The organism is Lysobacter sp. HA18 (assembly GCF_054057595.1).
Window position 1 is genome coordinate 1,886,004 of the sequence record NZ_JBSRZL010000001.1, and the last position, 12,611, is coordinate 1,898,614.

Annotated in this window: 14 protein-coding genes; all 14 read right to left on the reverse strand. The window is 61.3% G+C overall.

The window, feature by feature from the left end; translation table 11 throughout:
- Positions 1 to 196 precede the first annotated feature (196 nt).
- Positions 197 to 1,477: a hypothetical protein gene (locus ACVWWW_RS09385; protein WP_155914313.1), complete on the reverse strand. Its 1,281-nt coding sequence runs from the start codon at positions 1,475 to 1,477 to the stop codon at positions 197 to 199.
- 848 nt (positions 1,478 to 2,325) lie between these two features.
- On the reverse strand, positions 2,326 to 3,180 hold the full coding sequence (locus tag ACVWWW_RS09390) for a hypothetical protein (RefSeq protein ID WP_027083183.1): 855 nt from the start codon (positions 3,178 to 3,180) through the stop codon (positions 2,326 to 2,328).
- A gap of 15 nt (positions 3,181 to 3,195) precedes the next feature.
- Positions 3,196 to 3,963, reverse strand: coding sequence for a hypothetical protein (locus ACVWWW_RS09395; protein WP_036142022.1), 768 nt, complete (start codon positions 3,961 to 3,963; stop codon positions 3,196 to 3,198).
- 598 nt (positions 3,964 to 4,561) lie between these two features.
- The gene (locus ACVWWW_RS09400; protein ID WP_155914315.1) at positions 4,562 to 5,197 is read right to left on the reverse strand and encodes a hypothetical protein; all 636 of its coding nucleotides are present in this window, start codon (positions 5,195 to 5,197) and stop codon (positions 4,562 to 4,564) included.
- A 244-nt stretch (positions 5,198 to 5,441) separates the two neighbouring features.
- A complete protein-coding gene (locus tag ACVWWW_RS09405; RefSeq protein WP_027083186.1) occupies positions 5,442 to 5,708 on the reverse strand; it encodes a hypothetical protein in 267 nt (88 codons plus the stop codon).
- 37 nt (positions 5,709 to 5,745) lie between these two features.
- Entirely contained in the window at positions 5,746 to 6,012 is a 267-nt protein-coding gene (locus ACVWWW_RS09410) for a hypothetical protein (protein ID WP_027083187.1), read from the reverse strand.
- A gap of 58 nt (positions 6,013 to 6,070) precedes the next feature.
- The gene (locus tag ACVWWW_RS09415; RefSeq protein WP_027083188.1) at positions 6,071 to 6,259 is read right to left on the reverse strand and encodes a hypothetical protein; all 189 of its coding nucleotides are present in this window, start codon (positions 6,257 to 6,259) and stop codon (positions 6,071 to 6,073) included.
- A 58-nt stretch (positions 6,260 to 6,317) separates the two neighbouring features.
- The gene (locus ACVWWW_RS09420) at positions 6,318 to 6,455 is read right to left on the reverse strand and encodes a hypothetical protein (protein WP_155914317.1); all 138 of its coding nucleotides are present in this window, start codon (positions 6,453 to 6,455) and stop codon (positions 6,318 to 6,320) included.
- 407 nt (positions 6,456 to 6,862) lie between these two features.
- On the reverse strand, positions 6,863 to 7,270 hold the full coding sequence (locus tag ACVWWW_RS09425; protein ID WP_027083189.1) for a hypothetical protein: 408 nt from the start codon (positions 7,268 to 7,270) through the stop codon (positions 6,863 to 6,865).
- Positions 7,271 to 7,294: 24 nt separating this feature from the next.
- Positions 7,295 to 7,741 carry a hypothetical protein gene (locus tag ACVWWW_RS09430; protein ID WP_027083190.1) on the reverse strand — a complete coding sequence of 149 codons (447 nt, stop codon included), beginning with the start codon at positions 7,739 to 7,741 and terminating at the stop codon, positions 7,295 to 7,297.
- Positions 7,742 to 8,428: 687 nt separating this feature from the next.
- Positions 8,429 to 8,926: a lysozyme inhibitor LprI family protein gene (locus tag ACVWWW_RS09435; RefSeq protein WP_027083191.1), complete on the reverse strand. Its 498-nt coding sequence runs from the start codon at positions 8,924 to 8,926 to the stop codon at positions 8,429 to 8,431.
- Between the two features lie 395 nt (positions 8,927 to 9,321).
- Positions 9,322 to 9,759 carry a hypothetical protein gene (locus tag ACVWWW_RS09440; protein ID WP_027083192.1) on the reverse strand — a complete coding sequence of 146 codons (438 nt, stop codon included), beginning with the start codon at positions 9,757 to 9,759 and terminating at the stop codon, positions 9,322 to 9,324.
- Between the two features lie 1,067 nt (positions 9,760 to 10,826).
- The gene (locus ACVWWW_RS09445; RefSeq protein ID WP_081672113.1) at positions 10,827 to 11,522 is read right to left on the reverse strand and encodes an ankyrin repeat domain-containing protein; all 696 of its coding nucleotides are present in this window, start codon (positions 11,520 to 11,522) and stop codon (positions 10,827 to 10,829) included.
- 548 nt (positions 11,523 to 12,070) lie between these two features.
- On the reverse strand, positions 12,071 to 12,598 hold the full coding sequence (locus ACVWWW_RS09450) for an MAPEG family protein (RefSeq protein WP_027083195.1): 528 nt from the start codon (positions 12,596 to 12,598) through the stop codon (positions 12,071 to 12,073).
- Between the last annotated feature and the right edge of the window lie 13 nt (positions 12,599 to 12,611).

Sequence of the window (12,611 nt, forward strand, 5' to 3'; positions counted from 1 at the left end):
GGCAAGCCAGTAGCGCCGAGCAGAACTCGTGCAGTCCAGTCGAGCGCGTAGATGCGGCGACATAAAACATATCGTTCGCGGTGACTCCGACCTCGCGTCCCTGGGTTGCGCACCTGTTTGTCGCGCCTGACTCGTGTCGTTTGGGGCGGCGGCGTCGGCACGACTTGCCTGACCTTTTTGGCGCGTAGATGCGGCGTTACGCCTCACACCACTCCAGATCGTTCCACAGGGCTCGCGGGATGAATCTGGCGAGCACCGAAGGGTCGGTGCCTTCCGTTTTATACGCGGCGCCAATGTCGCAGATGAGGCCGACGGAATCAGCCGACAGCGATGAGATCTCGGCCAACGTCAAGCTGACCCAAGCGATTTCCGCACGCCCGTGATCCTCGCGATAGACTTGGAATGAGACTGTGTCAGGCGAACACGTGATGGGTGACCAATTGTCGGCCAGAACAAACCGAATCGCGTGACCCGATTCGTACGGGACGTAGGGCTGGCGCCCGAACCGAAGCTGATAACCAATTGCCTGTAACCGCTTAATAGCGTCCCGGGTTAGCGGCTTCGGTGGCGCTTCGATCTGGGATCGAGACATGAGGTCGGCATAGATGGAAAAGCCGTCGGCATCGGGTGATGGGTCGACACTGAAGGCTCGCGCTACTGCATCGTGTTTAAGCCATACCTTGCGTGTCGCTTCCGGCACAATTGCAAGGCGGTAGTCGACGCGTCGATGCGTACGCTCGTAGCCAGCTAGAAATTCTCCTCGTAGCCGAGCGTCAAGCTCCCGCTGCTGCTGAATTTGATACGGCAGGTCAAATTCTATCGGCAGTTCTCTGGGTGCATTCAGAGAATCGGAATCATGGAGCGAAAGGAACGCCATCACCGAAGCAAACTGCTCTATGTCACTCGTGGAAAGCGTCGTGCCCGTAAGTCCATTGTCTTTGAGGCCTGCCGGTGCCGCGAGCACGCATTGCAAACCGCCAATCCCGCGGTTAAGCGACAAGGACCGAGCGATTTCAACGATCCGACCATACATTCGGGCATAGCTGCCCCAGCCGTCGAACACAAAATCTAGTATCGACGGACGCGACTCAGTGATAGGTTCTTGATCCCACGGCATTACGTCGAGCGACCACGTCTTGCTGAGGGTTAGCACCTCGTGAAAAGGCTGCTTGATCGTTACCTGGAATTCGACACTATTTGAACGAAATAGTGCCTCAAGTCGACACCCGTTGGCGACTAGGGAGCACACGACGTCGGTGACGAATGGCGCGCCGAAAAAGGGAGATTCGACAACATAGGCGTCGTATCCCCATTCAACCAGCTGACGAATAGCAGACTCCCTAAGAGGCAGAGCTCCCCGGCTTTGCCAAGGAAATTCCGTGCTGTCTGACGTCGCGAACGTAATGCCCTGCGATGAGGTATCACCAGTCAGACGGAAGTTTCCAGCGAAAGTGCGGAGCCTGGCCTTGTAGGCCATGGCATCGCTGTAATTCCGAAAGCGAAGGAGCTCCAGGCGTGAGTGAGTCATCCAACTGCCAAGGTGGGAAGCATGCAGGCCTGATCTTGACCCGGTGCGGCGGGATGGGCAATGCAGCGGTGGTATGGATCGCGTGCGTTATCCTCCTCGCGCAATGCAGGGCAGGGGTGGATCGTGATTGCCGAGCTGGTCTCGTCGTGCGGGCGGAAAGTACAAGTCGATGAACTCCACTGCGGCCCAACGTACGCTGGGCTGCTTGAGGGCCGGCGGACGCCTGCCCTTAATGACCGACACCTTCGACAAGTACTTGAGCAAGTTGGGGACAAGATCGATCACGCGCTCCCCGTGCACATGATTCATCCGGTCATCGACACGTCCGAACCAGGCGTTCACCGATTGCCAACTTACTGGGTCGCAGCGTGTCTCTTCAGCGTGTACGCGGCGGGCGCCGCAAACTATGCGTCCGGCTTCATTCTTCTGTGGTTCTCTGACGAGCTTCCCCGTGACCTGGGCGGGGCAATCAATGCGCATCTTTCAGCGGTTGAGTGGCCACGGATCGCGAACGATTTCGATCTCTAACCTCTGTAGTGGGCGGCCGCAATTTGAGGATGGCTAGGGATGTCGCCGCTGCTGTGCAATCCGTGGGTGATACCGCCCGCCAACACTCTGGTGCTAGCGACGCGAGGCGACCTGCAAAACGTAGGGCGTGCGCGCTGTCGAGCATTGACGCGTCGGGGCCGCGAATTCAAACGGCGGCTCAGCGATGTCCGCTTTTGGCCGAAAGCGGACATCGCCGCCGCACCACAGTTGGGCTGCATGCGAAGGAGCCGGTTTTCGCCAGTTCTGTCTTACTTCGCTGATGTGTCCGCGCTCGCCTTGGCATCCGCGTCAGCCGCGGCGTAAGGGCTGCCTACCGCATCCGGATCCTCATCGTCCGTGTCCGCGGTCTTGTCACCGGCGTCTTCACCGACTGGGTCGCCGTCGTAGCACTGCATGCCGTCCCGCGTGCCGAACGAGATGTAGTCCAGTTTGGCGCTGCCGACAGTGGCGCGCGCCTCCTTGTCGAACTTCTGCGTAGCGCACGACACCATCGACAGGTATTCATCGTCCCCGTGAGTGGTTTTCAGGATCGCGTCTTTCCATTGAACCACTTTCTCGTCGGTGCCCGGGCTGTCGACATACGCACCCCCGGCTACCTCGATGTAATTGTTCGCATGGGCAGCGGGGTAGACCGCCTCGAACGTGTCGCCACCTTCGTTGCCACAGGCCGGACCCAGGCACATCGTCTGGTACTGGGCGGGCGATGCCATGAGCTTTTCGTACTCGAGGAACGTCAGCGGATGCTTCGCGTCGACCACCCGATGCACGTGCAGGATCGGTTCCAGATCGACGGAGCACTTCGGCCCGAGCTGCAGGGTGATCCACTGGACGGCGTGGTCCTTCGAATCGACCGCGACCGTGCAGCCATCGACGTCATAGGTTGAGCTCGTCGCGGTCGCGTCGACCGGAGGACCCGACGTGCGCTCGTAGATGTCGACGCGGCGGCCGATGTTATCGACGGCCAGGAGCTTGGCGAGCTTGGCGGGAGCGGCGGGCGAGGTGAGTTCGGATGCCTTGGCGGTGGGCGGTGCCGTATCGGTCTTCGCGCACGCGGTGACGACGAAGGCGATCGCGACGGCGACCAGGTAGTGCTTCCGATGCATGTCGTTTCCTTTGGGTTATTCGCAGGCGGTGGTGCCGGGGTCGGTGAGGTGGCCGAACTGAAGGGACTCGACAGCCACTTTGGCGAACGCTGCGCGAGGGATGTCGTTATGGGTCTTGTCGCAGTTGAACTTCGTGTTCTCGATGTAAGTCTCGTCCTCGACCTTCGCGAGCTCGTCCTCCCACACCGTCGCGGCATCGAGGACATCGCCGAGGAATGTCGCGTGCCCACTTACATCGATGTACCCGTTCGCCGGATAACCGACGATCACGGCGTCAACGTACGGGTCATAAGCATTGCCGCAAAGAGTCAGGCATGGCGACACGTAGTGCAGCTCCGCGAAGAGTTTGTCGAGTTGAGCGAATGTCATACCGCCCGCGATCTGGACCGGATCGCTGGTCGCGAGCAGGTCACGTGCATCGAAATGACAGGCCGGCTTAAGCCTTACAGATATCGATTCGACCGCTCGGTTCTTGATGGTCAGTGTCACGTCGCAACCGTCCACGGTGTACTCGGCCGAATCCGGCGTTTCGTACGTGGACTGGCCCAGCGAGCGCTCGAGAAATTCCTTGGTGGTGCCAATGGAATCCCGCGCGATGATGCGATCGATATTTCGCTGGCCAGCCCCTGCCGGCGCGTCATTCGATGGCGCGGGTACCGCGGCAGGCGTCGGCGCCTTTGCTTGCTCTGCACGAGCGGGTGCCGTTGCGGTCCCAGCGGGCGCTGCGTCGTTCTGGCACCCGGCGGCGCACAGCGAGAGAGCGGCGGCAGCGACGAGAAGCAAGGACCGTGTTGACATGAAACCTCCCTGTTAGGCGGCAAATCATCCGTGTATTGCGCCGCCAGCGCTACGGCCGACCTGGCTGACGTGGAGTCCGGCTGGGTTCGTCGGTGTCCAATCGGGACTCAGGCCTCGCAACGCGCCTGCGCCGGCACCTAACGCGCTCCAGCGTCGCGTTCCCGCCCCCATTGACGGTTGGAGTCGTGCGCAACTTTCTCTACTTGAGCCGACTTCGGCATAACGTGCTGCTAGCGGTCGCCGGCGGCGAACCTGATCGCGTGGCCGGCTGAGTGACGGCGGCTGGCACGACTTCCAGTCTGGTGTTAGCTGTGCTGATAGCACTGCTGGTCTGGACGAATGCAAGCAAGCACGGCGCCCGACACGAGACCGGATCCAATGCAGCATCGTCGGCACGGGAAGCTGGCAATCCCGCGGCGCGCAGCGACTCCTGCACGAACGCACGGTCGGCATGTCGGAACGGTCGGCAACGAGACGGGTGGTCGACGTTGTCATGAGATCCCCCGTAAGACCGCGTTCGTATCGCCCCGCTGCAGCTGCACCGTGTCCGGCCGTCGCCTTGAGAGCGGCGACCCGAGTTGCGTCAGTGCTGGGCCTCGGCCTTACGAATGATCGCGATCGCCTTGCGCATGTACCCGGTGGATTCGTCGATGCCAGACTCTACGCCGATCTGGTAAACCAGTCGCGCCTTATCCAGGCTTCCTGCCGCGCTGTAGGCCGACACTCCGGCATAGACGATCCCGTCGTCGAGACGCTGCCCGCCGCCGTTGTCCATGTAGAGATCAAATGCTTCGACGGCGCCTTCGGTGTTGCCGTTGTTGAGCCGGGCAGCGGACAGGAATGGAAGCGGTTCGATCGAGTGCAGCCGGGCGTCAGCGAATTCCAGATCTGCGAGCGGCGTTTTGCAGTTGCCGCTCAAGCAGGTCTCGACGCCGCGCAACATGCGCGCACTCGCGGAGGTGGCGTCCACCTTCGTCGCGGCAGCCACGACGGCAGAGCGTTCGGCGACAGGCTTATCCGCAGCGTAAAGAATCCAGTAACGTGTTTGCAGTCGTGCTAGTTCGTCAGCCGGTGCCGTGAACGGCCTGACCGACAACTGCAACGCTTTGTCGAGCTCGCCCTGGTTGGTCGCGATCTGTGCGGCGAAGAGAACGATCGGCGCCGCATACGGGCAACGCTCCGCGGCACCGATGAACCTCTCACGATCTTCATGCGTCATGTTCGACGCATCCGCGATCGGGTTCCGCATCGCCTCCAGTCTTGCTTCGTACCGACTGCAGCTGTCAGCAGCAATCGACGGCCTCGGGAGCGCAGAGCACACGACCGAGCAAATTGAGACGGCAGCGCGCATGAGCATTGAAGCGTGCTTCCCTTCGTTCCGTAGATCCACCGAAGTTCGTCCTTTCCGCATGCCGCGATATCGGCCCACCGACAATATCAAGCCGGTACGACAGTGCAATCGATCACGCCATTGCGCTAAGCGCGATGCTCACGAATAACGCCGCGCAGCCGAGGATGATCGCGACTTGCCCGCCGAGCTTGGTCCAACCGATGGAGAAGCCGGCACCCGTGGCAACAAATCCAATGCCGGAAACAAGCGCGTGCAGTTCATAGCCGTGCCGCACGTACCGGATGATATCGGCGACGCCGAGGGCGGCATATGTCAGCCCGAGAACAGGGCGGAATCGTCGGGCCGCCGCTTTGTTTTGAACAGGCTTCGGTGCGGACATCGGTGATTCCATTTGTGGCCGGCAGCGGGACGGTCGATTAGGCGAACTGGCGCATCGCGAACCCGACGACTGCACTCAGGAGCCCGGCTGCGAAGAGCACGCGCGCGGATCGTCCGCGGCTCCAGCGCCAGAATGCGAATCCGAGGAGCGCGAACCCGACCGCCATCAGGGCGTCGTACGCCGGATACCCCTCGTGGACGAAATGCACGACATGGCTGACCGACATGACCGCGTAAAGCGTGATGAGTGCCTTCTGGACGGTGGTCAAAGGGGCGTTGCCCGCAACGGGCGTCTGCGTTGACATGGGTGGGATCGGGGCTGGCATGGCGACATTATCCGCGACGCCGCCGCGGCGCCGTCGCTCAACCGCCGCCGGGATCCGGTGACTTGCCGGCCGACCTCGCCCCGACCTGCGCGGCCGCGGTGTAGCTCAACACCGACATGGGTGCGACGTCAGCCTCGCAGCCTTCGATGTCACAGCGGCCGCGGCGTGACGCCGCGTCGATGCGCGCCTTCAGCAGCCGGATGCGATCGCGATGAAGCGCGTCCATGACCTGCTGCGCGCTGGCGGTTCACTTCAAGCGCCGCGCGATCGCTTTGCGTCAGCGCCTAGGCGTGCCGGTGATGCTCAGCCGCGGCGGGTGCATCGAGCTTCGTGCCGTCCATGCCCAAGCGCGTGGCGTCGCGCTCCGCGGCGCAGGCGCAGAGCGTCAGAACGATCAGCACGGTGGGCAGGCGAGGGGACACGCCCCATTCCGACGCGTCCGATGTGGACGCCCCCGGCAAAGCGGTTATTCCCGTCGGCGAGGACTTCCCGTCGGCGTCCAGAGGTCACACGCCGGCCGGCAAGCCCCACGCGCTCTTCGCGGTGGGACTTTGCACACACCTGCGGCATTGGGCCGGCACGCCGGTTGGACTTTGCACACGACCAAGCGGGAGGCGGTTCTCTGTGAGGCGCGCGTCGACCGGCTCCAGTCCTCAACTCTGGATTTTCTCACGCGAGAAAATGCGTTTGAGGATCCACGCGGCGAGATGCTGCGGCGCTCCCGGCGCTGACGCCCGCGCGTGTGTGCAACGTCCCACCGCCTGGGCGCGCTGCTAGTCGTCGCCATCCTTGGCTCTGCCGTGCGCGAAGCGCCCGTCGAGCGTGGAGGCTAGGACTTGAGCCGCGCCTGCCGCCGGCGGTCGAACCACGATCTCACGAGCAGGCCCACGAATAGCAGAATCGCGGCCGACAGCGCGGCCCCCATGAGCACGAAAAAGCTCATGTCGAACCAGAACATGAACGGGCTGTCCTGCGGCGTGATCAGGTACGACGTGGGCGAGCCCTTGTCGTGGACTAGCAGCTGGCCCGACACCGCGGGCGCCCATTCCCTGCTCACAAACAGGAGGGCGTCGAAGAGCGCCAACACGCCCATCACGAAGCAGACGATCAGCCATGACTTCAATGGGCGCTTCGGTAGCGGCTTTCGCGGCGGGTCGTAGTACGCATTGAGCATGATGGGAAACAGGAACAACAGCGTCAGGGCGGCATGCGCGACGAGGATTCCGGGGAGTTTCACGGGGTCAACCGATCGCGTCGCGGATCACTTCGCGAGCGTGTAGCGGCAATTGCCCGACACGGTCAGCGTGCGCGTCACCGCGGGCAGCGACTCTTCGTTGCGGATCTCGACCAAGCGCAGCAGCAGCGCATCGCCGCCGGCGACGGGCGTGATCGCGTCGAGCTGGAACGCGCCGCGATTGAGTTCGGCGATCGGCGCCTTGCAGATGAGTTCAGCCACGCCGTTCATCTCGACTTTGCGCAGATGGAAGGTGTTGAGGCAGACGTCGCCGCGACAATCGCGGAACACCACGAGCTGGTGATCGGCCACGGGCTCGAGCTGCGCGAGCTCGAGGGGAATGCTGTCGCGACCCGACGGCGACGGCGCGGCTGCAGCCGCCTGCGGCACGTGCGCGACGACCGCTAGAACGCATGCACTGACGCCCACGGTGATGGCAAGCGCGACGGGAGAAGACATCTTTTCGATCTTCATGAGGCTCGTTCGTGTTCCGTCCGAAATGGTCACGGTTAAATCTTGAAAAAGAAGCGCAGCGCGAGGCCAATGAGGATCGAGGCGGAACCGATCGTCACCGCTTTCCTGGGAACCGCGCCTGTGCCCCTAACACCTGAGTTAAGCCGCGGCGCGTAGTGGAGGTTTTGCAGTGGCAAGCTCTACCTGCCAGTGCAAAACCGGAACGAAGCGGCGTCGGCTTGGACGAATTGTTAGGCCCGTGGCTGGTAATCACAAGCAATCGTCATAAACGCCGCGAACGACCACTGAGTCTTGGCCCCGTTGGACGTGGACGGCGACGACATGCAAGCGCCGCGACCTCTGTACCTTTGGAATTGCATCGCAGCGACTACGAAACGTACCCGTGTCTCGTACGCGGACGTGCACGCCGGGCCCCGCGAAAGCACCTACGAAATCCACGCTGTGTCGCGGTGCTTTGCCAACGCGACGAAGCTCGTACGTACGACCGTTCAGACCGATGAAAAACTGATCGCCAGAACAGCGATCTGAGAAGAAAACAGTGCTGGATCCAATGGCCTTGATCCGGGACGAAACACAGTCGCCGGCATAAATATCGCTGACGTGCAGCCGTGATTCCGCATGCGCGGGGGAAATGGTTAACAACGCTGCAAGCATCACTAATCTCATTTCCACGGCCTAACACCTGAGTTAAGCCGCGCCGCGAAGCGGCGTCGGCTTGGACGAATTGTTAGATTGCGTGCGACTGTGCGCGAACACCTGTAAGTGCTCCGCCAACTCCAAGGCTCTAGCGCGAGTTTTAAGCATGAGCCCGCGCCGGTAGGAAATCGCCCCCTCCGCACCGTAGAGCACCGTTAGGTCTCCATGGCTTTCGACAAAGGCACGTTCCGCAGCGACAGCTTCGCTCCATGCCGCCTGCGACTTGGCAAGTAACAGGCCGTCTTTTCGAGGCAGCCTGGCCATCAATTCGCGGTAACTGGAATTCATGGACGTACGCCACTGCTCATCCGCTCGGCTGACACAAGCCGACCAGTCCGCGAGCTGTGAGCCATCCCAATCGTTCTCGCATTCGGCGAACGTCACATCGATCGGATTATCCAACGTGTCGCCATGGGAAATGCGAGTCTGAGCTTCCGCGCACCCGGCAAACATGAAAGACAAAGTAACAAGCAGGCAGACGTATCTCATCAGCAATCTAACACCTGAGTTAAGCCGCGCCGCGAAGCGGCGTCGGCTTGGACGAATTGTTAGGCCTCAGCTCGCTTCAGCCCGACGCCAAACGCAGCTCCCACTCCACCGGCCAGGCCTGCCGCAATTGGACCGCTGACACCGAGCAAGATGGAAGCTACGGCGACAGGTACAAACGCAGCCGCAAACCTAAGATGGATCAAACCGACCTTGACGCGCTTGTTACACACAGGGCACAGCCCGTCTTTGCCGAGCGTTTTCATCGCTTCCGAAAAGATGCCGATTCGCGAAGAACAATGTGGGCATTTCATAAATACGTACACCTAGATGATTGTTCTGAGGCCTAACACCTGAGTTAAGCCGCGCCGCGAAGCGGCGTCGGCTTGGACGAATTGTTAGGCCCCACAGCCGTGAACTACAACCGCTCCGGGCAGCCTGCGATGAAGCTCACAGAGGACGTCCTGATCGGTCGCGACGCCCTGGAATATGGCAGGCGGCTTGCGTGGGACATATACGATGAAGCCATAGCCACCCAAAGCTTTGCGAACCACTGGCTGACGCACACCCTTGAGATGGATGCGATCGACTGACGTGCTGAGGAACCGGACTTTGGGGTTGCCTCTGAGCGCCAATGCAACCGCCGACTCATAGGTCTGGAAGTCGCCGATAAAGCTAGTGAAGTCGGGCTCGTTCATTTCCGCCGCGGATAGCTCCCGCTGCGGCGGGTACAGGACGACGACCGTTGGCTCGGACAGCACAAGCTCCGCGGCGCGCGCTCCAGTAGCCGCAGTGGCAGCGAGCAGGAAGACCGCAAAGACCAGTGAGCGTTTCATGTGGGGCCTAACACCTGAGTTAAGCCGCGCCGCGAAGCGGCGTCGGCTTGGACGAATTGTTAGGGCGCAAGTCGCACACGCCCAACACCGTATACCCGGCCCAGCCGGGGCGCACCCACAAGCAGACGCTATCACGTGGTGACGCAGAGCGCAGATCTAAGAGCGGATAACGGTAGCGCACGGACCGGCTTACGCTGTTTGCATCGCTAGCAAGCGCAACCCTAGCGGTGTGAACGCTACTCACCAGCCCCTCAGGGCTCGCACCGGATTGCACAACGCGTGTCCATAACGGCTCGGGTTGATGGTGAGAGAAGCGGTTGCTAAGGCCGACCAGGTTGTAGGTGACCTGTCCGAAGAGCCAAGTAATAAGACAAAAACCAAGCACGGCAGGCGCGACTTCCTTCAAGGTGCGCCGACGGTGCAATGCACCCTTCACGAGAAAGAGCAGCAGGACCACACCCCATGCGGCATGAAGGTAAGGTTTTGCATGTAGTACTTGCGACGACGGTATAAAGACAGTCCATCGTTCGCACAATGCACCGATGAGCGCGAACAGAACCAACGCTACGCAGATGACCGCCACCGTGCGTCTTGAGTTCTCATGCCGCATGCGAGAAAGCTTCCATTGGGCCCTAACACCTGAGTTAAGCCGCGCCGCGAAGCGGCGTCGGCTTGGACGAATTGTTAGGCCCCGCTGCTAGGGCCCGCAAGAAGCTGACTGGACTAGCCATCTGGTCGGGGCCTGCTTGAAGCTGACAACGATCGGCGCAAGTTCGCCCCCCCAGAAAATAGTGTAGATGCAGGTACTGGGGTTGATCTCTTGGCCTGAGAGCCATCTGCGGCTCGCCCATGAGTGCTTCGACTTGCGCAACGCTCATGCCGGGGCGGACAGCCGCGCAGCGCTTACTCGCTTCGGCGTACTCCTTCGATGCGCACGCCGGCAGCAACGAGACTGCCAGAGCGAGAGCAACGAAATGCCGAGGGCGCTTCATGCGGGGCCTAACACCTGAGTTAAGCCGCGCCGCGAAGCGGCGTCGGCTTGGACGAATTGTTAGGGCGCAACTTGATTATTGGCACCCGTGCGCGGAACACCAAGCCATGAGCCGCTCAATCAGACGACGCCTAGGCGACGACTGGGAGTCGTCCACCTGACTTGCGCGCGCCAGATTCAGGAGTGCTGGAAGTTCGACGGAGTAGCCGCTATCCAACAACATTAGAGCAATATCAAAGTTTCCAGCTGTGACCGCAGAAGTGGCGGCCGTTTCAAACGGACCAGCACCGCGCTTATTCACATCGGCACCGCTCGCCAGCAGCAAACGCACGATATCCGACCGACCATTCTCTGCAGCGATAGCTAGGAGGCTGACATCCGGCGCATAGCTGGTGCTGTGATTAGGGTCGAGGCCGCTTGAGAGTAGATCGCCCAAGGCCTGAGTGCACCCGTTCGACACCATGGCCTCAACGACTGGCCGATTCTGGGCGTCCTGGACATCCCAAGCGTCTCCGCCGCTCGTTAGTACCGACACCATGTGGTCGAGTAAGTCGCGCGGTACAGCGCCATCGGCGCAGGCGACCGGCGCGGCTTGTTCATGCGTGACGCCAGAAGTGCTTAGCGCCCCAACGAAACGCTCGGCCTTCGTCGGAAACGAGAAGACCGCCACCAACGCAGCTAACGGGATAAAGAAGCGGCCTACAGAAGCGGGGCCAAATCCTTCCGGGCGCTGATTTGGATAGCAGAGCAAGGCTCTCAAAACAATACGCATAAAGGTCTCACTTGCGCCCTAACACCTGAGTTAAGCCGCGCCGCGAAGCGGCGTCGGCTTGGACGAATTGTTAGGTGCCAATCAGTGCTAGCCGAGGCTCCTGCTCCAAGTACCGCAAATGCCGCTCGTGAAGAGTTGCGAGCGTTTCCAGATTCAGGCGATGGGGTGGTTCGTAGTCTACATGCGCCTGAAAGCGTCCTGCGCGCCAAACGATGAAGTCCAAAGTTAATTCGGAGACACTCGAACGCTTGATAAGCGCGGTGCAGAATGCATCGAGCGCTAGCAGCGCGTCGGTTGATAAGTTTACTTGCGTGGCTCGGGCGCGCCTCAAGAACGGCTCAACGACAGCATAGAAGGCAGAGTCCGAGACTGTTCCAGTAAAGCGGTCCCGGTGCTCGTAATTCAGAAACAAGACCTGCCAGTGCCGCGGCGCGGACGCCACGACATGTGCTAGCGCATCTTCTTGTTTGGCAACCAGTCCAGTGTCCATTGGCACCTAACACCTGAGTTAAGCCGCGCCGCGAAGCGGCGTCGGCTTGGACGAATCGTTAGCTGACAGCGTGACGCGCTGAAGCCACAAGAGCGCACACCAGCAAAATGGCTGTGGGGTAGAACGTGAGCCCAAAGCCCATTGCACGCCCCGGTGCGCCACGAGCATAGCCCCAGAAGAACAACCCGCGGCCCACCAGGAAAAGCACGGACGCAACAGGAACTAGGGCCACGAGCCACGGCGAGCCCAACAGGGTGCAGGCGGCATAGACCGGAAGGGCCAGGGCGAGTTGTTCGAGCGTGTTCTGCAACAGCGCTTGCAGCAACTTTGCCCGGGCTGACCCAACGGTGAGCCCGCTGCCGTCGAGATCTTCCGGGGTATCGAACCGGTGGTTGGCAAGCCGGCCGATACAGACCAGGAGCGCTAGCGCAGGGGCCAAGACGCTTAACGCGAAGAGGTGCAAGCGCGCATCGAGCCCTAAGGCTTCGGTGTGCCGCAAGGCAGCGACCAACAGCGTTACCGCAGTAACAGCGAGCGCAGACCCGGCCCCGAGAGCAACGCCGCGTTGTGGCTTGGACAAGCTCATCGTCGGTCTCCCA

Excerpts from the sequence above, each read along its gene's own strand:
- ACVWWW_RS09385 (WP_155914313.1), bottom strand. The coding sequence starts at position 1,477 with ATGGCCTACAAGGCCAGGCTCCGCACTTTCGCTGGAAACTTCCGTCTG.
- ACVWWW_RS09390 (WP_027083183.1), bottom strand. The coding sequence starts at position 3,180 with ATGCATCGGAAGCACTACCTGGTCGCCGTCGCGATCGCCTTCGTCGTC.
- ACVWWW_RS09400 (WP_155914315.1), bottom strand. The coding sequence starts at position 5,197 with ATGACGCATGAAGATCGTGAGAGGTTCATCGGTGCCGCGGAGCGTTGC.
- ACVWWW_RS09405 (WP_027083186.1), bottom strand. The coding sequence starts at position 5,708 with ATGTCCGCACCGAAGCCTGTTCAAAACAAAGCGGCGGCCCGACGATTC.
- ACVWWW_RS09410 (WP_027083187.1), bottom strand. The coding sequence starts at position 6,012 with ATGTCAACGCAGACGCCCGTTGCGGGCAACGCCCCTTTGACCACCGTC.
- ACVWWW_RS09415 (WP_027083188.1), bottom strand. The coding sequence starts at position 6,259 with ATGGACGCGCTTCATCGCGATCGCATCCGGCTGCTGAAGGCGCGCATC.
- ACVWWW_RS09430 (WP_027083190.1), bottom strand. The coding sequence starts at position 7,741 with ATGAAGATCGAAAAGATGTCTTCTCCCGTCGCGCTTGCCATCACCGTG.
- ACVWWW_RS09435 (WP_027083191.1), bottom strand. The coding sequence starts at position 8,926 with ATGAGATACGTCTGCCTGCTTGTTACTTTGTCTTTCATGTTTGCCGGG.
- ACVWWW_RS09440 (WP_027083192.1), bottom strand. The coding sequence starts at position 9,759 with ATGAAACGCTCACTGGTCTTTGCGGTCTTCCTGCTCGCTGCCACTGCG.
- ACVWWW_RS09445 (WP_081672113.1), bottom strand. The coding sequence starts at position 11,522 with ATGCGTATTGTTTTGAGAGCCTTGCTCTGCTATCCAAATCAGCGCCCG.
- ACVWWW_RS09450 (WP_027083195.1), bottom strand. The coding sequence starts at position 12,598 with ATGAGCTTGTCCAAGCCACAACGCGGCGTTGCTCTCGGGGCCGGGTCT.